We start from the raw sequence: 22,001 nt of genomic DNA, 5'->3' as shown, positions 1-22,001 counted from the left end.
GTCGCACTCCGAAATAGTTAATATTCCCGTACATAAAAACCAAGGATATTGCCAGATTTACCAACAAGGTTATACACAGCTAATCCAAAGGATCGACGGAAATGCTTGTTTGTTATCATAAATACATAGGTGGAAGCCGGGTATTATGAGGGGATCTTATCCACAACATCAATATTGACTTTTTTAAAAATCAGGATCTTTCCTAGAAACAAATACATCCAATTGTTTTTGTTGGGATTTTATTTTTCACCCTGTTTACTGATCTTAGCAAAAATACGCCAAGATCTCATCTAAAAAACACGATCATTTTAAGTTTTCCAGAGGATGTTGCCACTTTTCACCCAAGCTGTGTGGAAAACCTTATTTTGATCCGATCTAAGTTGATCACACCCGCACGCACAGATCGGATCCGATCTGAACGAACCAAATGGATCGCTAAATCTGCGGATTTTGATCCCACTCTATATAGTATAAAGGTATAATGCGGAGCGTTTACCTCAGAGGATAACCGCCAGAATGACCGTTTTTTGTTATTTATGGCTAAAATCTATGCTTGATGGCGCGATTATGATTGACTTTCCTACGCCGCGGCATTAATATCTCGCGCTCGCAATGGCACCTGTGCCAGGATCGCGACCTGCATAGGATGTTTTAAACTTTAACCGATCGGATGGATTAGTTATGAAAAGAACTTTTCAACCTAGCGTTCTAAAACGCAAGCGTACTCACGGTTTCCGTGCACGTATGGCAACGAAGAATGGCCGTAAAGTACTAGCACGTCGTCGTGCTAGAGGCCGTAAAGTACTTTCTGCTTAATATATAAGTGGAAGACTTTAGCTTCAGCAGGGAGTTACGTCTGTTAACTCCCTCGCATTACTCCCGAGTATTTAACGACCCCGCTCGCGCAGCAACTCCTTATTTTACACTCTTAGCGAAACCCAATGATGCCGGACACCCACGTCTTGGACTCACTGTAGCTAAAAAACGCTGTAAAAAAGCTTGCCAACGCAATCGCATTAAACGCCTTGCCCGTGAAAGCTTCCGCTTAAACCGTCATAAGCTGGACAACATTGATATTGTTCTGATGGTAAAAACAGGCGTTGACGATCAGTCAAATGAAGAGCTCAGCAAACAACTGGCGAAATTATGGCGTAAAGTAAATGAACGCTGTAAACCTGGTGCTCCTAAGCCACCACCTCGTAAACGTCCAGGTAAAAAACGCCCAGCGTCTAAACAACACAATCCCAAACAGTCCTAGTCTCACAACAACTGAACTTACGCGCATGCTCAAGCCAGGCTCGTATAATGCAATAATGCCTGAACGCGTTATTCGTTTACCTCATAAACCAGGGGTAACCGCCAATTACTCGAGTTCAACTTATTGTGAATTCGCTAAAATCGCATAGGGCTCAATGGCTATTTTGACCCCGATAAGGTAAAGTTAGCTCACCTTTTAATCGCCAATTTCCCATTGATTTTTCGGAAATGGTTATCAGTCTGACGGCATCATCATGAATCACTCCTCCTCCACAGCCTCATCGCGCATAGTGCAGCAATGTAGAGCGTGGATCCGGTGGCCATTCAAAGTATGCCAGACACTGATCAAAACACTGCTATTAGGTGTGATCCGTTTTTATCAGCGCTTTATCAGTCCGCTGTTGGGACCACACTGTCGTTATACTCCGACCTGCTCTCATTATGCAATCCAGGCAATTAATTTACATGGAATTGCAAAAGGGAGTTGGTTAGCGCTTAAACGCATATTAAAATGTCACCCTTTAAGTGCAGGTGGGGCTGATCCCGTGCCTGCTAAATCAACGCAAGATAAACAACACGAGAAATAAGAGCTGTTATGGAATCGCAACGCACGTTTTTATTTATCGGCTTGCTGCTGGTTTCCTTTTTACTCTTTACAGAGTGGTCAAAGGAACAAACCGCAGCCAATGCTGATACCAGTGCCGTCACACAACAAGTGGCCGGCCCCGCAAACAATGACCAAGCCGACGTACCGGCTTCCAGTCAGGCTGATGTGCCAATGCAGGCCACTGTGGCTACTCGCTCAGTCATTTCGGTAACCACCGATGTACTGGCAGTAAAAATTGACACCCGTGGTGGTGACATCGTCGAGGCGAAATTACTACAGCACGCCGAAACCCATGGCAGCGACCAACCTTATCTGCTATTAGGTGAGTTCGAAGGTAAAGAATACTTCGCACAAAGCGGCCTGATCGGCCTGAATGGTCCGGATGCATCAAGCCAGGGTCGCCCGGTCTATCAAAGCGAACAAACCAGCTACACATTAAGCGGTGATGAACTGCGTGTGCCGCTGACGTTTGTTGACAGCAAAGGCGTTCAGTTCAACAAGACCTATGTATTTAAACCAGGTCAGTATGATGTGGCATTGGAATACGATGTAACCAACTCAACTGCCGACCCGGTTCAAGTGCAACTGTATACGCAAATCAAGCGCACAGTGCAGGAAAAAGGCAGCATGGTTGACCAGACTTATCTGGGTGCAGCTTATGGTACCAGTGACGAGCCTTACGAGAAATACTCATTCTCTGATATGGCCGAAGCAAACCTGAACAAAAACACTCAGGGTGGTTACATCGCCTTTATCCAGCACTACTTCGTCAGTGCCTGGGTACCCGGTCAGACAACAAACAACACCATTTACAGCTCGCTACGCAATAACAACAGCATCATAGGTGTGAAAGGCGAAGCAACAAACATTCAGGGCAATGCTACAGCGCAGCTCACCGCGACTTACTACATGGGTCCAAAAGACATGGATGCGCTGGAAGCTTTACAAAAAGATCTGGATCTGACTGTCGACTATGGTTGGTTGTGGTTTATTTCTCAGCCTCTGCTTGAACTATTGAAGTTCTTATATTCTGGTGAAGGGTCATTCTTTGGTCTGTTTGATATTAACATCGGTGGATTAGGCAACTGGGGTTTGGCCATCATTGCTATCACCATTATTGTTAAGTCATTCCTTTACCCGCTCACCAAAGCGCAATATACCTCAATGGCTAAAATGCGTATGCTGCAGCCAAAAATGCAGGCACTGAAAGAGCGTTATGGCGATGACCGTCAGAAATTTGGTCAGGCAATGATGGAGATGTACCGCAAGGAAAAAGTAAACCCTATGGGTGGCTGCTTCCCACTATTGCTGCAAATGCCTATCTTCCTGGCACTGTTTTATGTATTCCTGGAGTCAACAGAACTGCGTCATGCCGAGTTTATGCTGTGGCTGACTGACTTGTCTTCAAAAGACCCATACTATGTGCTGCCTATCCTGTTTGGTGCCAGTATGTTCCTGACTCAGAAGCTGCAACCTATGACTGTCACAGATCCAATGCAACAAAAGATGATGACCTGGATGCCGGTTATCTTCTCAGTGTTCTTTATCTGGTTCCCGTCTGGCCTGGTACTGTACTGGCTGGTCTCTAACCTAATCTCGATTGCCCAGATGCTGTATATCTATCGTGGCATGGAGAAAAAGGGCATGAAAGTCCGCGGTTAATTACCAAATACACATACAAGAAAAACGGTCCACCACGGGCCGTTTTTTATGCCTGTGATAATCCCTGAACAGTCTCACAGTCTCACAGTCTCACAGTCTCACAGTCTCACAGTCTCACAGTCTCACAGTCTCACAGTCTCACAGTCTCACAACTAAGTTCTTTCAGCTTAATCATTAGAATCAAGATGTTGATAAATTTTGAGGATAATTTTAGGTCACTTTGATAGGGGGATCGGCGCTTGCATTGCATGCTGTGCTCACTCTTTACAACTTAACGAGCACACTATGTTTGACCTCTCTCTGTTAGACGCATTACACACCGCACACCTTAGCTGGTGGCTGCTGCCTCTGGCTTTGTTTAGTGGTGTACTAACCAGCTTTACACCCTGTGTCTATCCTCTATTGCCCATTACGCTGGCCACCCTCACCCGATATCGCACCCAAACACTGGCACCGCTTCAGTATTGTCTCGGCTTTGCCGCAATCTACGCACTACTGGGTGGCATCGCAGCCTGGAGTGGCAGCTTGTTTGGTGTGGTTGCATCCAACCCCTGGATACAGGTTGGCTTTGCCAATGTGCTCATTTATCTGGCACTGGTGAATAAAGGGTGGCTGACTTTTCCGCACTTTTCTGGCCTGGGATTTCGAGGCACACAGGGTCCATTGCTGATGGGCATGACCAGTGCACTGGTCGCAGCGCCGTGTACCTCTCCGGTGCTCGGGGGCTTAATGCTGTTTGTTGCCACCAGCGGACACCTGCTATTTGGCGCTCTGCTGCTATTTAGTTTCGCCCTGGGCATGAGCAGCCTGTTGTTGCTGGCCGGCTTGAGCAGTCAGTTTCTAGCTCGTTTGCCCCGCGCGGGCGCCTGGCTCACGCATGTCCCCACTGCCAGCGCACTACTTCTGCTGCTCATGGCGCAATATTTTCTTATTCAGGCTGGCAAAAGCTGGCTATAACGCAAGGAAACCATTATGGAGACCATCATGACAAAAATCCTCACAGGCATCTTACTACTGGCACTCTCAGTCACGGCCACCGCCAAATCTTATCCCCCTTTACAGGCTGATACGTTGCAAGGCCAGGCGATATCAAGTAAAGGGAAGATGACTTATCTGAAGTTCTGGGCTACCTGGTGCGCTTACTGCATTGAAGAAATGCCCCACCTTCAACAAGCCTATGAACAAAGTCAGGGCCGCTATCAGGTCATCGCTGTGAATGTCGGCTTTAACCAGACCATTCAGGGTATCAAAACCTATATAAAGCGCCATGACTACCCGTTTCCTGTGGTGTTCGATGCCACAGGTGACATCACACATCAGTATCAGGTCACAGGTACGCCTCAGCACATTTTACTCGATGCCAATGGCACAGAAATTTATCGCAGCGCCCTGCTGACCGATGAGCTTAAACAACACCTGGCAACACAGTCAGGAGTAAAACCATGAAATTGCTAAACCCGATCACCCTATTGCTGAGTCTGACTATGCTCATACTCAGTCAGCGGACAGCCGCTTCATCCATTGAATATATTTTTATTACCATCTGGGATGAATATATGCAGCAAACCGCCTTACCCCCTCAACAGTCGGGTATAGAGCGCCGCTTCATTCACCCGGACATCAACATAAATCAAGCCAGTGTGGAGCAGTTTACCGCCCTGTTTCCAGGCTATGTCACGCTACAAATCGACACCCACAATCAACTGGCGATCCGCTATAGCGTCAGGCAGACCCCTTATCGGCTGGTGGTTGAACAGGATCAAGTGCAACAACGGGAGGCACTGGGCACACTGCCAGCAACAGCCCTCATTGATACTTCCCCGCGAGAAGAAGCACTCCATAGCTTGTCCGGACAGCGCTTTGATCCCACTGCACCCGATGCTGATTTTCGGGTATTGTTCTTCAGTGACAGCCTGTGTCCATTTCAGCATATACCGGATTGTGAACGCAGGATCGCACAAAATAACCACCTGTCAGAGCAGATTAACTACCCGGTAGTGAGCGTGATCAAACCATTTTATGTCGATCAAGCTCAGGTCATCGCCTACCAACAGCGCTTCAAAGTAAATCATGAAATACTCTTCGACAGCCACAATCAGCTGTTTCGCTACTTTGCGGTGACCGAGTTGCCCTACTGGGTGGTGCAAAACAAACAAGGTAAAGTGATTTACCGGGCTAACCGGGTACCGTCTTTTCCCTTATAGTGCCCAGTTGCTCTGACAATAGACGCTATAAGGCTTATCCAGGATTGTACTGACTAACTGGAAAGTATGCTCTGATCCTGCCCTGATCTGACTCAGCTGCGCGATCAGAGCATCACTGTGCTCCCGCGCAGCAAGCAGCTCGCTCAACTGATATGACAAAGTGTTGTCCTGAACGAACCAGGCCGCCGCCGCGCCATACAACAGCTCCAGGTGACTGGCATTATGCGGATCGACTATCACGGCCAGTGCAGCCTCAGCGTCACCACGCAATAAACGGATATACATCTGAGTATAACGGGTATAACTCAGCGTATCTGCCAGGTTCAGCCGCTGATACACTGCCCGTGCTTGCATGACATGTGCTTCAGCCTGTTCCAGCTCACCTTGTCTTATCAGACTCCAACCCAGCATCAACTGAGCATGTGCTGCGGTCATTACAGAGACTTTATCCCAGGCCAACAGTTGCTCAAATATCTCTATGGCACTGGCCAACCCCGGCGCGTCACGGTGAGTGAGCGCACCATCCATGATGGCCATGCCACGCAGTAACCAGTGCAATTCATACTGAGGGAGCCACTGGGGATCCGGCTCAACCTGCGCCAGGTACGTAAGGGCTTCATCCCCTCTGTGAAGCTGAATATAATAGAATCCAAGGTAAGTAAGTATTTGCTTTCTTAGATAGTCTTCGCCCAGATTGGATGCAATCTCCAGCGCTTCCAGTAAACTGGGTTCACTTTCAACAACTGGCACCAGATAATTCTGGCCATAAGCAAACAAAGCGCGTGCCAGCAGCAAACGCTGCGGCGACTGGCGATAGTAGGTGATTGTATTGTGTAACACTTCTCGGCTGCTTTGAAGATCCAGTAAGCGCTTTTCTTCAGGCCCGGCAACAGGCGGGTTAGCCAGGTAAAACGCACGCTGCGCATCCTGATAAGCCAGTGCGCGGCTGCCAATTAGGGCATATGCCGAGTTCAGGGCCTTACTGTGTGCATCCCACTGTTGATCCAACCACAGCAGATCGGCCTGCAACTGATACGCCGTAGCCAGTTGCTCCAATAGTTGATGACGCTGCGCAAGATCCAGCCCCAACTGCACATCTGTCAGTGCCTGAGCGTAATGACCCTGCGCCTTGCTGAGCTCTGCCTGATACAGATAATAGCGCACCTTGATTGCAGGCGCCGCGTTACTCACGTCCATGCTGGTAAACACTGCGCTGGCCTGTGCCAGCTCTCCCTGTTGCCAGGTAATGCGGGCCAATTCGAGCTGCGCAGCCAGATGCTGAGGATGTTGGGTCAAGGCAGCCTCAAAATATGACTTTGCCAGTCTGCTGCCTTGTTCGTCCAGGGCCTGCAAGCCACGGTAATAGTCCTGGGATGCTGTCTCACTCCGACGGGTCTGGCTGGCGTGCCCATCAGGCAATAAGTTCAGTGCAGCAATGACCTGATCTGCCACGCTGTCAAACGCCATATCAAGCTGCTCAACCACTACCTTTTGCTGTTGCCCTGCGGAGCTGATGGTCAGTACATAACGCTGTTGCTGACGGGACAAGGTGAGCGCTACCTGTTTGTTACTATTCACTTCTGCCTGCTGGGCCGGCGGGACTAGCTGATAGTCAGATTGCAAGCGTGCCACCAGTGCTGCATGCAATGCATACCCCCACCACGCATTGGCGGCCACTTCGGTATCATTGTTCAGCGGCAAAATGGTCAAAGCAGGTCGCGCCTCCTGCGCCATAACAGGCTTAGGCGCAGATTGACTGGCATAACCAATGACTCCCCCGATAATCAACAGCGCGATACTCAAAAAAGTCGCCCATATCATGCAGCGCTTATTGCGGTTCACTTGAGTAAGTGGGCAGATCCATTGATAGCCCTGCTGCGGTACGGTGCGGATAAACCTCGGCTGTTGTGCATCATCCCCCAGTGCCTGGCGCAGCTCAGCCATACTTTGCGTCAACGCTGCATCACGATATTCACCATGTTGCCATAAAGCATCCAGCAACGTCTCACGCGCGATCACTTGCTGTGGACGGGCCAATAAAAACCGCAGTAATTGAGCAACTTTAGGTCGTAATGGCACAACTTGTTGCGCATGGCTTAATATCTGTTTATCTGCATCAAAATGAAACTGAGCGAAAGCAACCACAGTGGATATCCTTATATCTGAACCGCCTCTACTATACCTCACAGCGCACGTTTGCTGTACACTTAGCGATAATTAGAGTTTGTTTTCAAGGGTCATAATGATCGCACAAGACACCATCGCCGCACAGGCAACCGCACCGGGTCGGGGCGGCGTCGGCATAATTCGAATTTCAGGTACTCTGGCTGAGCAGGTCGCGCACAAAATACTCGGAAAATGCCCAAAAACCCGCTATGCGGAATACCTGCCATTCCAGACACTTCAGGGAGAGCAACTGGATCAGGGCATTGCGCTGTTCTTTAAAGGTCCAAACTCCTTTACCGGCGAAGATGTGCTTGAGCTTCAGGGCCATGGTGGTCCGGTGGTGCTGGACATGCTGCTTAAAGAGATCAGCCAGGTCGAAGGCGTGCGACTCGCCAAACCCGGTGAATTCTCTGAACGCGCATTTATGAATGATAAACTGGATCTGACTCAGGCCGAAGCCATTGCCGATCTGATCAATGCAACCAGCGAGCAAGCGGCGAAAAGTGCCCTGCACTCACTGCAAGGTGACTTTTCAAAACACATCAATGCGCTAGTGGAACAAGTGATCCATTTACGCATGTATGTGGAAGCGGCCATTGACTTTCCGGATGAAGAAATCGACTTTCTCTCTGATGGCAAAGTGGCTGGCGACCTGAACGCCATCATCGCGCAGCTCAGTGTGGTGCGCCAACAGGCCAAGCAAGGCAGCATTATGCGTGAAGGCATGAAAGTGGTGATCGCGGGTCGGCCAAATGCAGGTAAATCATCACTGCTCAATGCGCTGGCAGGCCGTGAAGCTGCTATTGTCACCGATATTGCCGGCACCACCCGGGATGTACTGAGAGAACATATCCATATTGATGGCATGCCGCTGCACATCATTGACACAGCAGGCCTGCGCGACAGTCCGGATAAAGTGGAACAAATCGGTATTGAGCGTGCCTGGGATGAGATCCGCGCCGCAGATCACGTGCTATTTATGGTTGACGGTACCGAAACCAATGAAACCGATCCTGCCCGGATCTGGCCAGAGTTTATTGAACAACTGCCTGCCGGCATGGACATCACCGTGATCCGCAATAAAGTTGACCTCAGTGGTGAACAGACCGGTACCAGTCACGATCATGGTCATGCCCTGATCCGCCTCAGTGCTAAAGACAGCACAGGGATTGATCTGTTGCGTGAACATCTCAAGGCCTGTATCGGCTTTACCGGTGCAACCGAAGGTGGCTTTATGGCACGTCGCCGTCACCTCGACGCGCTGGAACGTGCCGCAGAACATCTGGAGATTGGCCAGACTCAGCTGGAAATGCACATTGCCGGCGAGATCCTGGCTGAAGAACTGCGACTCACACAACAATACCTTAATGAAATCACCGGTGAATTCACCTCCGACGACTTGCTGGGTAAGATCTTCAGCTCTTTCTGTATTGGTAAGTAATACAATACTAAGACGCACCGCTTAGGTGCGTCTTACTCTTCCGTCACTGAGTATCTTTGGTGAGCGGCGCCACGCCTTTTATGCCCAGTTCGTGAAATAACGCAATGGCAGCTTGCTCAAATTCATAAAAACTCTCCGCAGATACCTGATGGCTTGCCGTGACCATACGGATCGCCAGCGGCTCAACAAATGTTGCGTTAGTGCCCCAGAACCCAGAATGTCCGATTGTGGAATAGCCCTCAAAATCAAACCGCTCCTGCGCCAGGCCATAATGTTCCTGAACGTCCTCTTCAGGCACTTCGCTCAGCCAGTGCTCGGCAATTTCCGTTTGTAACTGAGGATCCTCAACCAAATGCCCCTGATGAAGAGCCGTCATGAACACATTGAGATCATCCAGTGTGGAGACCATCCCGCCGCCAGCCCAGGCAAAAGAGGTATTCACCTCAAGTGCAACCACATTGTGATTACCACTCAGTTCAGAGGGGATCTCCTCATGTTCAGGAATATAAAAGTAGTGGTGCGCTATCTGCTCTGAACCACGCATCGGTTCATGCCGATCCATATAAGTGTTGTCCATACCGAGCGGCTGCAACACACGCTCATATAACAGCTGCTCAAAGCGCTTTTTGGTGTGCTTTTCCAGTGCCCAGGCGAGTAAATCGGTATTACTGTTGCCATACAGGTGTTTTTCTCCCGGCATAGCCTCCAGGTTTTGTGTTAAACCACGCTCTAGCAGATCGGCAATAAGCAAATCAGAGCGCCATAGCGCCGGAATATCATCTTCACCGCCTTGCAGTGCCGCAATAAATGAACGCGTGTCTGGCGCTAACGGGTCATGCAAATAGGAAATAAAATCACGGATCCCGGTACTTTGATCTAATAGTTGCCGGATCGTAAGTGATCCCCCACGTTTCACGCCCTGAGCAACATGCAAGTCCTCGATGCTATAACCCAAGGGCATATCCTCTGGCGAGATCAACGCTGTGATCGGCGTATCCAGCGTAAATAGTCCTTCGTCAATCATGGAAAAGGTCACTGCTGCACTTAATAACTTAGAAATACTGGCAATGCGAAACGGCGTATCTGTTTTTAACACCTGAGTCTGCTGTGCATCCCGATAGCCAACAGCACCTCGCCACACAACTCCATCCTGATTGAAATCTATCAGGGCCTGGATGCCAGGGATCAAGGCTTTATCCGCTTCGTAAATCTGCGATAACAAATCATCAAGTTGCACAAAGACGGTTTCTTGCAGCGACTTTACGATCACAGTGAAACGTTTGCTCTGATAGACATCAAGCTCATCCGTGGCAGTGATCTCAAAAGTATATTCGCCGGCGGCTGTGGGAAGGCGTACATCGATACTTTGTGCCTGATCACCCGATACATGTAGCACAGCATCATCCGGCCCTGAGACCTGACGCCAGGCGATTGATTTCAGGTTATCATCCTTATCAGTGACCCTGGCTGCCAGCGTCACCTGAGTCATCGCGATTGCCGTCAATTCAGGTTGTTCAATGGTAATGGCCGGCCGTTCATTGCGGCTAACACATGCGCTCAGCACACCGATACAGATCAGCGCAGCGCCCAAGTTGAGTGATTTCATCCGTTTGCTCCTTTGAAAACTGCGCCTAGATTATGCTCAGATCACACTGCAAACTGTGAGTAATTGATGAAAAACCGCGCATTTCTGTCAATATTTGTATTTCATAAAGGAACATCGGTGTCGCAAACAGTGCTCTGGCGAGCAAAAATACTCACATCACACCATCATTTAGAGGTGGCTGTACAACATAAACAGCAACGCCAAACACCCGATCCTGTCAACGATGTGAAAAAGATCGCCATTTTTTAGATTATTTCATTATATAGATCAAACTTTATAGATCCTCTTTCTTGTCATGAAAAGACGATCAGATCGCCTTATGCACCAGAATCTATCCACAAGCTAAAAATTGCCCTGCTTTTGACCCTTTACAGGCATTTCTGTAGGGCCTGATAACCCCAAAAAGCATCAGGATATTCGCGGTTTATCCACAACAAGCACACCGGGTTAGCATTTGGAATATTTTATTAAACCACTGATTAATATGTATTAATTTCAAAACTGTGTAATTTGATTACTAATTGCGCTAGATTTTTTTATCCCAAACTCAGATCAAGGCTTTACTTCTCTGTGAAGGTCATTAAGATGTCGCGAATACGCCCAGAGTCAGTAATCAGGATCTAACGCCGCATGCGCAATATTGAGATCATCATAGGTAGCCAAATGGGCTCCGCAGAGTACGTTGCAGAACAGCTTGCCGAGCAGCTTGATGCCAGTGAATTCAACACGCAACTGCATGAACAACCGGACCTGAGTGCCTGTCAGCATTCTTTGTGGCTGGTGGTCACATCTACTTATGGTGCCGGCGACTATCCGGACAACCTGCTGCCTTTTATAGAGCAACTGACTGATCATGAAGATCTGAGCCATGTGCAATTTGCCGTAGTGGGTATTGGCGACTCAAGTTATGACACCTTTAATCTGGCCGCCAGTAACTGTGCGCAGCTATTGTCAGATAAAGGCGCACAGCAGCTTTTACCGGTATTAAAGATCGATGTACAAGATGAAGCACTGCCGGAAGATGCCGCCATCGCCTGGTTGCCCACATTAAAACAGCAATTGGATCAGGCCAGTTAATCCGATAAGCGGATCAGTGATGAGATCTTTTACACAGAAGTTATTCACAAAATGACTCTTTCTTAGATCGCATTGTGGATAACCCTTGATCTAACTGCGGATCTAAACATACTTATCCATTGGATAGTTTTCATTGGATCTTAGGCTGTGAATAAATAGCCACTTTGATCAAAGCTTTTCATCGTGATGATCCGATCTAATTCACACCATATGATCTGAACTAACTCTTTGGATCAAATAAGGAATACATCGTTATTCACAGATCCGGGCTGATCTAATAGTAAGATCTAATAAAGATCTTTAAAAAGATCCTTATATATATTTAAGTGATCCTTTTGACCCTGATTAAAATTTAAACGTTTCACTTCTGCGTTTTTCTGGGTAGAATACGCACCCTTTCGAAATTTGCTGGTTGTTTTTAAGTAGGATCCCGTAAATGATTTATCACGAGCATTTTGACGTTATCGTTGTTGGTGGTGGTCATGCAGGTACTGAGGCAGCATTAGCTGCAGCACGTATGGGCATGAATACCTTATTGTTAACACACAATATGGACACCCTGGGACAGATGTCCTGTAACCCAGCAATCGGCGGGATCGGAAAAGGTCATCTGGTAAAAGAGATCGATGCGTTAGGTGGCGCAATGGCCAAAGCGATCGACAAAGGCGGGATCCAGTTCCGTACTCTGAACTCATCTAAAGGTCCTGCTGTAAGAGCGACTCGTGCTCAGGCAGATCGCACACTGTATAAAGCGGCGATCCAGGATATTTTGCAAAACCAAGAAAACCTGAAGATCTTTCAGCAATCGTGTGATGATCTGATCGTTGAGCAGGATCAGGTGAAAGGGGTTGTTACCCAAATGGGACTGCGCTTCAGTGCCGAAACGGTAGTATTAACAGTCGGTACTTTCCTTGGTGGCCAGATCCACATTGGTTTGGAAAACTTTAAAGGTGGCCGTGCAGGCGATCCGCCTTCAATTGCATTGGCACAGCGTTTACGTGAACTGCCCTTCCGTGTTGATCGGCTAAAAACAGGCACACCACCTCGTATCGATGCACGCACTGTTGATTTTTCTGTGATGCAAGCACAACCAGGTGATACGCCAACGCCGATATTCTCATTTATGGGTAAAACATCGGATCATCCACAACAGATCCCTTGCTACATCACGTATACCAATGAGAAAACCCATGACGTGATCCGTGAAAACCTGCATCGCTCACCTATGTATGCCGGTGTGATCGAAGGAATTGGGCCTCGTTATTGTCCTTCTATTGAAGATAAGATCGTTCGTTTTGCTGATAAAGAGAAACATCAGATCTTTGTTGAACCGGAAGGGCTGACTTCTTACGAACTGTATCCAAACGGGATCTCCACCAGCTTGCCGTTTGATATTCAGCTGGAGATCGTGCGTTCAATTCAGGGTTTTGAAAATGCGCATATTTGTCGTCCTGGTTACGCCATCGAGTATGATTTCTTTGATCCGCGTGACCTGAAGCAATCTTTGGAAACCAAATTTATTAATGGTCTGTTCTTTGCTGGCCAAATCAATGGTACCACCGGATATGAAGAAGCCGGCGCACAAGGCTTAATCGCCGGTATGAATGCGGCCTTGCAAGTTAAGGGTCTGGATGCCTGGACACCGCGTCGTGATCAGGCTTATACCGGAGTCTTGATCGATGACCTGGCAACCTTAGGGACCAAAGAACCGTATCGCATGTTCACCAGCCGTGCTGAATACCGTTTGCTGTTACGTGAAGACAACGCCGACCTGCGTCTGACAGAACAAGGCCGTAAACTGGGTTTAGTGGATGATGAGCGCTGGGCAGCTTACAACAATAAGCTGGAAGTCATGGAGCAGGAAACGCAGCGACTGCGTAACACCTGGATCCACAAAGATCATCCTGCACTGGCGCAGGTGAATGAATTGCTGAAGTCGCCACTGACCCGTGAAGCCAGTTTGGAAGATCTGATCCGTCGCCCGGAAGTCAGTTATAACACACTGATGCAGATTGAAGGGTTGGCCAGCGAACAGGACAATATTCAGGCGCTGGAGCAAGTTGAGATACAGACTAAGTACGCCGGGTATATTGCACGTCAGCAGGATGAGATCAACAAACAACTGCGTCACGAAGAAACGCTATTACCGGCTGAGTTCGATTACGCTCAGGTCAGCGGTCTGTCAAACGAGGTGGTGGCTAAGCTGTCAGAAGCCAGACCACAAACAATCGGCCAGGCGTCTCGCATTTCTGGTATCACCCCTGCTGCTATTTCGCTATTATTAGTGTATCTGAAGAAGCAAGGGTTGTTACGCAAGTCTGCGTAACAACAAACGGAAGACTGTGTTATTAGAACAACTTACAGCCCTGTTAGCCCGTACGGACATCACGCTAACTGAACAACAGAAGCAGCAGCTCGTCGATTATGTCGGGCTGCTCGATAAATGGAACAAAGCCTACAACCTGACCTCAGTGCGCGATCCACAAGAAATGATGGTTAAACACATCATGGACTCGTTAGTCGTTGCGCCTCACCTGAGCGGCAAAAATTACATCGATGTGGGTACCGGACCCGGATTACCTGGGATTGTACTGGCCATCGCCCTGCCCGATACGCATTTTGTTTTGCTCGACAGCCTTGGTAAGCGTGTACGTTTTTTAACCCAGGTAAAACATGCGCTTGGACTGGAAAACGTCACACCCGTTCAGTCTCGTGTTGAAGAATATCAACCAAGTGTTAAATTAGACGGTGTACTGAGCCGTGCATTTGCCTCTTTGCAGGATATGGTTCAGTGGTGTGGACATCTGGTCGATGACGAAAGCCGCTTTCTGGCGTTAAAAGGTCAGTTTCCGCAGCAGGAACTGGATAGCCTGCCTGCCGGTGTGACTCTGGAACGTGATATTAGTTTACAGGTCCCCGAGCTGGATGGTGAACGTCATTTAATCATTCTGAAAAAAGACTAGTATTCGAGGACATAGTGGCTAGAGTCATTGCGATCGCAAACCAAAAAGGCGGTGTGGGAAAAACCACTACTGCAGTTAACCTGGCAGCTTCCATGGCTGCGACCAAGCGTAAGGTCCTGCTGATTGACCTGGATCCACAAGGTAATGCGACCATGGGCAGCGGTGTTGACAAATATGGTGAAGTAGCAACCATTTACGATCTTTTGATCGAAGAGACCCCCATTCAGGACGTGATCAGCAAAGAAACGTCCGGCGAATACCATTTAATTGCTGCTAACGGTGATGTGACCGCGGCAGAAGTTAAATTGATGGAATTGTTCGCCCGCGAAGTGCGTTTGCGTAATGCACTGGAATCGGTGCTGGACCAGTACGATTTTATTTTTATTGATTGTCCGCCTTCTTTGAATATGCTGACGGTCAACGCAATGGCGGCAGCTGACTCTGTTATGGTGCCTATGCAGTGTGAGTATTATGCACTGGAAGGACTCACAGCGCTGATGGATACCATCACGCAGCTTTCTAAGCTGGTCAATCCCCATTTACAGATTGAGGGGATCTTACGTACTATGTACGATCCACGTAACCGCCTGGCGAATGATGTATCTGAACAGCTGAAACAGCACTTTGGTGAAAAAGTATACCGCACGGTGATCCCACGCAATGTGCGTCTGGCAGAAGCGCCGAGTTTTGGTGCGCCAGCGATGTACTATGACAGAGCATCCAGTGGCGCCAAAGCCTATTTGGCGTTGGCCGGAGAAATGCTCCGCCGTCAGGAAAAACAAGCAGCAGCTGTTGCCTAAGAGGAAGAAAAAATAATGTCGGTGAAAAAACGCGGTTTGGGTCGAGGTCTGGATGCCCTGTTGAGTTCAGCAAAACCTGCTGCGCCTCAACCTGCTCAGCCTGAAGTCACACAAACCCAGGGCACCGAGCGTGCCGTTGAACCCGAGCAGACGACGCAAAACCATGAGGTGACCGATCAGGAATTACAACGGTTGCCCATTGAGTATTTGCAACGTGGTAAATATCAGCCGCGCAAGGACATGTCTGAACAGGCGCTGGAAGAGCTTGCCAGTTCGATCCGGGCACAAGGTGTATTACAACCGATAGTGGTGCGCCCGATCGCTGAAAACCAATTCGAAATCATTGCTGGTGAACGACGCTGGCGCGCTGCGCAGCTTGCTGAGCTGGATGTGGTGCCCTGTATCATCAAAGATGTTGCGGATGAAGCCGCAGTGGCCATTGCGCTGATTGAGAACATTCAGCGTGAAGATCTAAACGCCATGGAAGAAGCTGTTGCACTCGACCGATTACTGAACGAGTTTGAACTAACCCATCAGCAAGTTGCTGACGCCGTAGGCAAATCACGTACCACAGTGACCAATTTACTTCGTCTCAATAATCTCAATGATGATGTAAAAATCTTGTTGGAACATGGTGATATTGAAATGGGTCATGCCCGTTGTCTACTTGCACTGACCGGTGAGCAGCAATCGGAAGCGGCCAGAACCGCGGTTGCTAAAGGACTAACGGTCCGTGAAACCGAGAAACTGGTGCGTGCTATGTTAGAGCCCGTGGAGAAAAAACCAGCAAAAGAGAAAGATCCGGACGTTAAACTGCTTGAGCAACAGCTAGCAGAGAACCTGGGGGCCAAAGTGGAGATAAATTATAACCAAAAAGGCAAAGGTAAGCTGGTGATTTCTTATGCAAATTTAGATGAATTAGACGGAATTTTGGGGCGTATCCAGCCCGATTTTCAACAACCCTCGTAATCTTACCTTTTAAGGCGAAATGGGCGCTCGAAAAGCGTTACATTTCGTCTCGTCAAGTTGCAAATTGAGCAGAAATAAGTATAATTTCGCCAGTTTTCTAGCCCTGATAAAATTTAGCGTCATTAAGGTTAATTATAAGTGACTCATTCGTTAGCAAGCCCATATCGGCGTGCCGCATTAAAAGGTGTTTTGTATCAGGGTCTCGTAGCTATCATTGCTGCAGTAATAGTTTTTATTGGTTGGGGAGTGGAAGCAGGCTTGTCGGCGTTGGCTGGCGGTGCGGTGCTGGTACTCCCTAATTTTGTATTTGCCGCTTATGCATTCCGATTTATGGGTGCCAGTAAGGCAAATCAAGTGTATTCCTCTTTGAAACGAGGAAACGGATTAAAATTTTTGCTAACTGTTGTGCTTTTTGCGCTCATTTTTAAGCACTTTCCAGTCGTCATGCTGCCGTTTTTCGGCACTTATATGCTGGTGATGCTGACACAATGGTTGGTTCTGATTTTTTTTAATCATTAACTTTTAGGATAAAACAATGGCTGCAGAAGAAGTGACTCTATCGAGCCATATTCAGCACCACTTGACCAATGCCAAGATGTGTTCGACCGATGCCGGTCTGGCCTTCAATAAAGCATGTGCGGACAGTGGTTTCTGGACATGGCATATAGATACCCTCGCATGGTCCATCGGTTTAGGTCTTATATTCTTATGGATCTTCCGAAGTGCCGCTAAAAAATCCACCACAGGCGTTCCTGGTAAATTCCAGTGCTTTATTGAAATGGTTGTTGAGCTCGTTGGTGATAACGTGCGAGACACTTACCATGGCAATAGCAAACTGATCGCGCCTTTGGCCCTGACTATCTTTGTCTGGGTGTTCTTAATGAACTTGATGGATTTGGTTCCAGTTGATTTCCTACCTGCTTTCGCCGGCTTCGTTGGTGAGCAAGCATTTGGTATGGACCCACATGATGTTTACATGAAGATTGTACCGACCACAGACGTGAATATGACTGCTGCACTGGCACTGGGCGTATTTATTCTGATGATCGGGTATTCAATTCGTATCAAAGGTCTGGGCGGCTTCATTGCTGAGCTTACGCTTCACCCGTTCAGCTCAAAGAACAAATTAGTGATGGCAATTCTTATCCCATGTAACTTGCTACTTGAAACAATCGCATTGGTTGCTAAGCCTTTCTCGCTGGCACTGCGTTTGTTCGGTAACTTGTATGCAGGTGAGATGATCTTCATCCTGATCGGTGCAATCGGCCTGATGCAGCTTCCACTGCACTTTGTATGGGCTGTGTTCCACATCATGGTAATCGTATTGCAAGCATTCGTATTTATGATGCTGACTATCGTTTACCTCAGCATGGCTAGCACAAAAAGCCACTAATTAGCTGAAATAAAAGAATTTTTTAAACTTTAACTTTAATTTACTATTGAAACTTTGGAGATAAAAATGGAAATCGCAGTTGCTATTAAACTTATCGCTGTTGCTCTACTAATCGGTTTTGGTGCAATCGGTACTGCACTAGGCTTCGGTAACATGGGTGGTAAGTTCCTAGAAGCATGTGCTCGTCAGCCTGAGCTTGCGCCTCAACTACAAGTTAAAATGTTCATCCTAGCTGGTCTTATCGATGCCGTTGCAATGATCGGTGTAGGTATCGCTATGTACATGTTGTTCGCTCTTTAATATTGCAAAATACCTGAAACGAACAACTGTCAAGTAAGGAGGAGCGGTCGTGAACTTAAACGCCACTCTAATAGGTGAATTAATCGCATTTGTGGTCTTCGTATGGTTCTGTATGAAGTTCGTATGGCCACCACTAAATGGTGCGATTGAAGCTCGCCAGAAGAAAATCGAAGATGGATTAGCTGCCTCTGACAAAGCTGAAAAAGATCTTGAGCAAGCGCGCGAAAAAGCTGCTGAAGAACTGAAAGAAGCGAAAACTCAAGCTAGCGAAATCATTGAACAAGCTAAAAAGCGTGCAACGCTGATTGTTGACGAAGAGACAACTCGTGGTCAGCAAGAGCGTGAGAAAATCATTGCTCAGGGACACTCTGAGATCGAATCTGAGCGCAACCGCGTGAAAGAAGAGCTACGTCAACAAGTAGCGACTCTGGCTGTGGTTGGTGCAGAGAAGATTTTAGAGCGTGAAATCGATCAAGCCGCACACAGTGACATCGTTGAAAAACTTGTCGCTGAGCTTTAAGTAGAGGGTATGAGCATGTCTGAATTGACTACTATCGCTCGCCCATACGCTAAAGCGGCTTTTGAACTTGCCGTTGAGAAAGGCACAGTTGAAGCTTGGAATGAAATGCTGTTCTTCGCAGGCCAAGTGGCCCGCGATGAACAGGTTCAGCTGCTACTGGGTGGCATTGCTACCGAAGCAGAGCAGTCTGATGTATTCATCAAGCTATGCGCTGAGCAACTCGACGAACAAGGCCAAAATCTTATCAAGCTGATGGCCGAAAATGAGCGTTTAGCCGCCATTCCAGCTGTTGCAGATTTGTTTGCTGAACTTAAAGCAGACTATGACAAAGAAATCGACGTTAACGTCGTTTCAGCAGCAGCGCTTGCCGAAGAAGAGCAAGCAAAATTGGTCGCGGCACTTGAGAAACGTTTCGCACGCAAAGTTAAGCTGAATTGTAGCATCGACGAAACCATCGTAAGTGGTCTGGTCATTAAAGCTGGCGATACCGTCATTGACGGCTCTATTCGCGGCAAGTTAGATCGTCTTGTGACGACGCTACAATCGTAATTGGGAAAAAGAGCATGCAACTTAATTCCACAGAAATTTCTGCACTGATCAAGCAACGCATTGAGCAGTTTGAAGTTGTAAGTGAAGCGCGTAACGAAGGTACTATCGTATCTGTTACCGACGGTATCATCCGCATCCACGGTCTTGCTGACTGTATGCAGGGTGAGATGATCGAGCTTCCTGGCAACCGTTATGCTATCGCATTGAACCTTGAGCGCGACTCAGTAGGTGCGGTAGTAATGGGTCCATACGCAGACCTTAAAGAAGGCGTAAAAGTTAAATCAACAGGTCGTATCCTTGAAGTACCAGTAGGCCGTGGTCTGCTAGGTCGTGTTGTAAACACACTAGGTGAGCCGATTGACGGTAAAGGCGCGGTAGACAACGATGGTTTTGAGCCAGTTGAAAAAATCGCACCGGGCGTAATCGAGCGTCAATCAGTAGACGAGCCAGTACAAACTGGTTATAAGTCTATCGACTCTATGATCCCAGTTGGTCGTGGTCAGCGTGAGCTAGTGATCGGTGACCGTCAGACTGGTAAAACAGCACTGGCTATCGATGCTATCATCAACCAAAAAGACACAGGCGTTAAGTGTGTGTATGTTGCGGTTGGTCAGAAAGCTTCGACCATTGCTAACGTAGTACGTAAACTAGAAGAGCATGGCGCTCTTGAGAACACCATTGTTGTTGTTGCATCAGCATCTGAGTCTGCTGCACTACAATTCCTGGCACCGTTCTCTGGTTGTACTATGGGTGAATACTTCCGTGACCGTGGTGAAGACGCGCTAATCGTATATGATGACCTGTCTAAGCAAGCTGTTGCTTACCGTCAGATCTCACTACTACTTAAGCGTCCACCGGGCCGTGAAGCATACCCAGGTGACGTATTCTACCTTCACTCACGTCTTCTAGAGCGTGCATCACGTGTTAACGCTGATTACGTTGAGAAGTTCACCAACGGTGAAGTGAAAGGTCAAACAGGTTCATTGACGGCATTGCCAATCATTGAAACTCAAGGTGGTGACGTTTCTGCATTCGTACCTACCAACGTTATCTCAATCACCGACGGTCAGATCTTCCTAGAGACTGACTTGTTCAACGCAGGTATCCGTCCAGCTGTTAACGCTGGTATCTCGGTATCTCGTGTAGGTGGTGCAGCGCAAACTAAAATCGTTAAGAAACTAGGTGGTGGTATCCGTCTAGCGCTAGCTCAGTACCGTGAACTAGCGGCGTTCTCTCAGTTCGCTTCTGACCTTGACGATGCAACACGTGCCCAGCTTGAGCACGGTGAGCGCGTAACAGAGCTAATGAAGCAGAAACAGTACGCACCAATGTCTGTTGCTGACATGTCTCTGTCTCTATTCGCTGTTGAGAAAGGCTACCTGCAAGACATCGAAATCAACAAAGTACTTGATTTTGAAGCAAGCCTAATCGCATTCGCGAAAAGCGAATACGCAGCGCTAATGACTCAAATCAATGAAACTGGTAACTACAACGCCGAGATCGAAGCGCAGCTGAAAGAACTTCTAGAGAAGTTCAAGTCTACGCAAACTTGGTAATGTGTTATGAAGGTGAGTAGTTAACTACTCACCCAGATTCGGAGAAAGAGTCATGGCCAGCGGAAAAGAGATAAAAAGCAAGATCGGGAGTATCAAGAATACTCAGAAGATCACCAGCGCAATGGAGATGGTTGCCGCTTCTAAAATGAAGAAGGCACAGGAACGCGTCGCGTCCAGCCGCCCATACGCTGAAAACTTACGCAAAGTGATCGGTCGTATTGCTCAGGCTAACCTTGACTTCCAACACCCGTTCTTAATTGAGCGTGAGGTGAAGCGAGTAGGTTACATCGTTATCTCTACTGACCGTGGTCTTTGTGGCGGCTTGAACTCAAACGAGTTTAAGTATGTAGCGAAAGACGTTAAAGCGTGGAAAGAAAAGGGTGTTGATGCAACATTTGCAACCCTTGGCGGCAAAGCTGCCGGTTTCTTTAAGCGTTTTGGCGGTGAGCTAGAAGCCAAAAAAGCCGGGTTAGGAGATGCGCCTTCCGTTCAGGACGTAATTGGTCCTGTTAAAGTGATGCTAAAAGCATACGAAGAAGGCAAAATTGATCGCTTATTCGTTGTGTACAACAACTTTGTGAACACAATGAAGCAAGAGCCTGTTATCGATCAGTTATTACCTTTGCCAAAAGCTGAAGAAGAAGTATCAGCTCACGCTTGGGATTACTTATATGAGCCAAACCCAGAGGCGATTCTAGAGACACTACTAGTGCGCTTTATTGAGTCTCAGGTTTACCAAGGTGTAGTTGAGAATGCTGCCTCTGAGCAAGCTGCCCGTATGGTTGCGATGAAAGCCGCAACAGATAACGCAGGTGGCCTGATTGATGAGTTACAGCTGGTATACAACAAGGCGCGTCAGGCTGCAATCACACAAGAGATCAGTGAGATTGTATCTGGTTCAGCTGCCGTGTAACGCTTCGGCAAAGTTTAA

The 22,001-nt window shown here is 47.9% G+C and carries 22 protein-coding genes; 20 read left to right on the top strand and 2 right to left on the bottom strand.

Features of this window, described 5'->3' with window-relative positions; all coding sequences use genetic code 11:
• Positions 1-681: 681 nt before the first annotated feature.
• From rpmH to CWC22_RS19565, 7 genes are all read left to right on the top strand, one after another.
• The gene (gene rpmH / locus CWC22_RS19595) at positions 682-816 is read left to right on the top strand and encodes a 50S ribosomal protein L34 (protein ID WP_010384852.1); all 135 of its coding nucleotides are present in this window, start codon (positions 682-684) and stop codon (positions 814-816) included.
• Between the two features lie 7 nt (positions 817-823).
• The gene (rnpA, locus tag CWC22_RS19590; protein WP_125561173.1) at positions 824-1,258 is read left to right on the top strand and encodes a ribonuclease P protein component; all 435 of its coding nucleotides are present in this window, start codon (positions 824-826) and stop codon (positions 1,256-1,258) included.
• Positions 1,259-1,511: 253 nt separating this feature from the next.
• A complete protein-coding gene (yidD, locus tag CWC22_RS19585; RefSeq protein WP_230090599.1) occupies positions 1,512-1,844 on the top strand; it encodes a membrane protein insertion efficiency factor YidD in 333 nt (110 codons plus the stop codon).
• Positions 1,845-1,852: 8 nt separating this feature from the next.
• Entirely contained in the window at positions 1,853-3,526 is a 1,674-nt protein-coding gene (gene yidC / locus CWC22_RS19580) for a membrane protein insertase YidC (RefSeq protein WP_125561171.1), read from the top strand.
• Between the two features lie 285 nt (positions 3,527-3,811).
• Positions 3,812-4,483, top strand: a complete 672-nt coding sequence (locus tag CWC22_RS19575) for a cytochrome c biogenesis protein CcdA (protein WP_138539809.1) — start codon at positions 3,812-3,814, stop codon at positions 4,481-4,483.
• Between the two features lie 27 nt (positions 4,484-4,510).
• The gene (locus CWC22_RS19570) at positions 4,511-4,972 is read left to right on the top strand and encodes a TlpA family protein disulfide reductase (protein ID WP_138539808.1); all 462 of its coding nucleotides are present in this window, start codon (positions 4,511-4,513) and stop codon (positions 4,970-4,972) included.
• Positions 4,969-5,730, top strand: coding sequence for a TlpA family protein disulfide reductase (locus CWC22_RS19565; protein ID WP_230090598.1), 762 nt, complete (start codon positions 4,969-4,971; stop codon positions 5,728-5,730). The genes CWC22_RS19570 and CWC22_RS19565 overlap by 4 nt, the downstream gene beginning before the upstream one ends.
• On the opposite strand, the gene CWC22_RS19560 is transcribed toward CWC22_RS19565, so the two are convergent.
• Positions 5,725-7,875, bottom strand: a complete 2,151-nt coding sequence (locus CWC22_RS19560; RefSeq protein WP_138539807.1) for a winged helix-turn-helix domain-containing protein — start codon at positions 7,873-7,875, stop codon at positions 5,725-5,727. The genes CWC22_RS19565 and CWC22_RS19560 overlap by 6 nt on opposite strands.
• A 97-nt stretch (positions 7,876-7,972) precedes the next feature.
• On the opposite strand from CWC22_RS19560, the gene mnmE reads away from it, so the two are divergent.
• Positions 7,973-9,337 carry a tRNA uridine-5-carboxymethylaminomethyl(34) synthesis GTPase MnmE gene (mnmE, locus tag CWC22_RS19555; protein WP_125561163.1) on the top strand — a complete coding sequence of 455 codons (1,365 nt, stop codon included), beginning with the start codon at positions 7,973-7,975 and terminating at the stop codon, positions 9,335-9,337.
• Between the two features lie 43 nt (positions 9,338-9,380).
• On the opposite strand, the gene CWC22_RS19550 is transcribed toward mnmE, so the two are convergent.
• On the bottom strand, positions 9,381-10,943 hold the full coding sequence (locus CWC22_RS19550) for a serine hydrolase domain-containing protein (protein WP_138539806.1): 1,563 nt from the start codon (positions 10,941-10,943) through the stop codon (positions 9,381-9,383).
• 630 nt (positions 10,944-11,573) lie between these two features.
• Here CWC22_RS19550 and mioC point away from each other — a divergent pair.
• From mioC to atpG, 12 genes are all read left to right on the top strand, one after another.
• Complete coding sequence (gene mioC, locus CWC22_RS19545; RefSeq protein WP_125561159.1) at positions 11,574-12,020, top strand: FMN-binding protein MioC; 447 nt, start codon at positions 11,574-11,576, stop codon at positions 12,018-12,020.
• 436 nt (positions 12,021-12,456) lie between these two features.
• Positions 12,457-14,346 carry a tRNA uridine-5-carboxymethylaminomethyl(34) synthesis enzyme MnmG gene (gene mnmG / locus CWC22_RS19540; protein ID WP_138539805.1) on the top strand — a complete coding sequence of 630 codons (1,890 nt, stop codon included), beginning with the start codon at positions 12,457-12,459 and terminating at the stop codon, positions 14,344-14,346.
• Between the two features lie 16 nt (positions 14,347-14,362).
• The gene (gene rsmG, locus CWC22_RS19535) at positions 14,363-14,983 is read left to right on the top strand and encodes a 16S rRNA (guanine(527)-N(7))-methyltransferase RsmG (protein WP_125561155.1); all 621 of its coding nucleotides are present in this window, start codon (positions 14,363-14,365) and stop codon (positions 14,981-14,983) included.
• 14 nt (positions 14,984-14,997) lie between these two features.
• The gene (locus CWC22_RS19530; RefSeq protein ID WP_010384867.1) at positions 14,998-15,783 is read left to right on the top strand and encodes a ParA family protein; all 786 of its coding nucleotides are present in this window, start codon (positions 14,998-15,000) and stop codon (positions 15,781-15,783) included.
• A 15-nt stretch (positions 15,784-15,798) separates the two neighbouring features.
• The gene (locus tag CWC22_RS19525) at positions 15,799-16,752 is read left to right on the top strand and encodes a ParB/RepB/Spo0J family partition protein (RefSeq protein ID WP_125561153.1); all 954 of its coding nucleotides are present in this window, start codon (positions 15,799-15,801) and stop codon (positions 16,750-16,752) included.
• A 138-nt stretch (positions 16,753-16,890) separates the two neighbouring features.
• Positions 16,891-17,271: an ATP synthase subunit I gene (locus CWC22_RS19520; protein WP_125561151.1), complete on the top strand. Its 381-nt coding sequence runs from the start codon at positions 16,891-16,893 to the stop codon at positions 17,269-17,271.
• 16 nt (positions 17,272-17,287) lie between these two features.
• Positions 17,288-18,145: a F0F1 ATP synthase subunit A gene (gene atpB, locus CWC22_RS19515; RefSeq protein WP_010384870.1), complete on the top strand. Its 858-nt coding sequence runs from the start codon at positions 17,288-17,290 to the stop codon at positions 18,143-18,145.
• Between the two features lie 66 nt (positions 18,146-18,211).
• On the top strand, positions 18,212-18,445 hold the full coding sequence (gene atpE, locus CWC22_RS19510; protein ID WP_008222392.1) for a F0F1 ATP synthase subunit C: 234 nt from the start codon (positions 18,212-18,214) through the stop codon (positions 18,443-18,445).
• 49 nt (positions 18,446-18,494) lie between these two features.
• Positions 18,495-18,965 carry a F0F1 ATP synthase subunit B gene (gene atpF, locus CWC22_RS19505; RefSeq protein ID WP_010384872.1) on the top strand — a complete coding sequence of 157 codons (471 nt, stop codon included), beginning with the start codon at positions 18,495-18,497 and terminating at the stop codon, positions 18,963-18,965.
• Positions 18,966-18,980: 15 nt separating this feature from the next.
• Positions 18,981-19,514 carry a F0F1 ATP synthase subunit delta gene (gene atpH / locus CWC22_RS19500; RefSeq protein WP_010384873.1) on the top strand — a complete coding sequence of 178 codons (534 nt, stop codon included), beginning with the start codon at positions 18,981-18,983 and terminating at the stop codon, positions 19,512-19,514.
• 14 nt (positions 19,515-19,528) lie between these two features.
• Positions 19,529-21,070 (top strand): F0F1 ATP synthase subunit alpha, encoded by a 1,542-nt coding sequence (gene atpA, locus CWC22_RS19495; protein ID WP_010384874.1) that lies wholly within the window; start codon positions 19,529-19,531, stop codon positions 21,068-21,070.
• Between the two features lie 52 nt (positions 21,071-21,122).
• Positions 21,123-21,983 (top strand): F0F1 ATP synthase subunit gamma, encoded by an 861-nt coding sequence (atpG, locus tag CWC22_RS19490; protein WP_010384875.1) that lies wholly within the window; start codon positions 21,123-21,125, stop codon positions 21,981-21,983.
• The last annotated feature ends 18 nt before the right edge of the window (positions 21,984-22,001 follow it).

Source organism: Pseudoalteromonas rubra (assembly GCF_005886805.2).
Lineage (GTDB): Bacteria > Pseudomonadota > Gammaproteobacteria > Enterobacterales > Alteromonadaceae > Pseudoalteromonas > Pseudoalteromonas rubra_D.
This window is presented reverse-complemented; position numbering and strand designations above follow the sequence as displayed.

Excerpts from the sequence above, each read along its gene's own strand:
- rpmH (WP_010384852.1), top strand. The coding sequence starts at position 682 with ATGAAAAGAACTTTTCAACCTAGCGTTCTAAAACGCAAGCGTACTCAC.
- yidD (WP_230090599.1), top strand. The coding sequence starts at position 1,512 with ATGAATCACTCCTCCTCCACAGCCTCATCGCGCATAGTGCAGCAATGT.
- yidC (WP_125561171.1), top strand. The coding sequence starts at position 1,853 with ATGGAATCGCAACGCACGTTTTTATTTATCGGCTTGCTGCTGGTTTCC.
- CWC22_RS19575 (WP_138539809.1), top strand. The coding sequence starts at position 3,812 with ATGTTTGACCTCTCTCTGTTAGACGCATTACACACCGCACACCTTAGC.
- CWC22_RS19570 (WP_138539808.1), top strand. The coding sequence starts at position 4,511 with ATGACAAAAATCCTCACAGGCATCTTACTACTGGCACTCTCAGTCACG.
- CWC22_RS19565 (WP_230090598.1), top strand. The coding sequence starts at position 4,969 with ATGAAATTGCTAAACCCGATCACCCTATTGCTGAGTCTGACTATGCTC.
- mnmE (WP_125561163.1), top strand. The coding sequence starts at position 7,973 with ATGATCGCACAAGACACCATCGCCGCACAGGCAACCGCACCGGGTCGG.
- CWC22_RS19550 (WP_138539806.1), bottom strand. The coding sequence starts at position 10,943 with ATGAAATCACTCAACTTGGGCGCTGCGCTGATCTGTATCGGTGTGCTG.
- mioC (WP_125561159.1), top strand. The coding sequence starts at position 11,574 with ATGCGCAATATTGAGATCATCATAGGTAGCCAAATGGGCTCCGCAGAG.
- mnmG (WP_138539805.1), top strand. The coding sequence starts at position 12,457 with ATGATTTATCACGAGCATTTTGACGTTATCGTTGTTGGTGGTGGTCAT.
- CWC22_RS19525 (WP_125561153.1), top strand. The coding sequence starts at position 15,799 with ATGTCGGTGAAAAAACGCGGTTTGGGTCGAGGTCTGGATGCCCTGTTG.
- atpB (WP_010384870.1), top strand. The coding sequence starts at position 17,288 with ATGGCTGCAGAAGAAGTGACTCTATCGAGCCATATTCAGCACCACTTG.
- atpE (WP_008222392.1), top strand. The coding sequence starts at position 18,212 with ATGGAAATCGCAGTTGCTATTAAACTTATCGCTGTTGCTCTACTAATC.
- atpH (WP_010384873.1), top strand. The coding sequence starts at position 18,981 with ATGTCTGAATTGACTACTATCGCTCGCCCATACGCTAAAGCGGCTTTT.
- atpA (WP_010384874.1), top strand. The coding sequence starts at position 19,529 with ATGCAACTTAATTCCACAGAAATTTCTGCACTGATCAAGCAACGCATT.
- atpG (WP_010384875.1), top strand. The coding sequence starts at position 21,123 with ATGGCCAGCGGAAAAGAGATAAAAAGCAAGATCGGGAGTATCAAGAAT.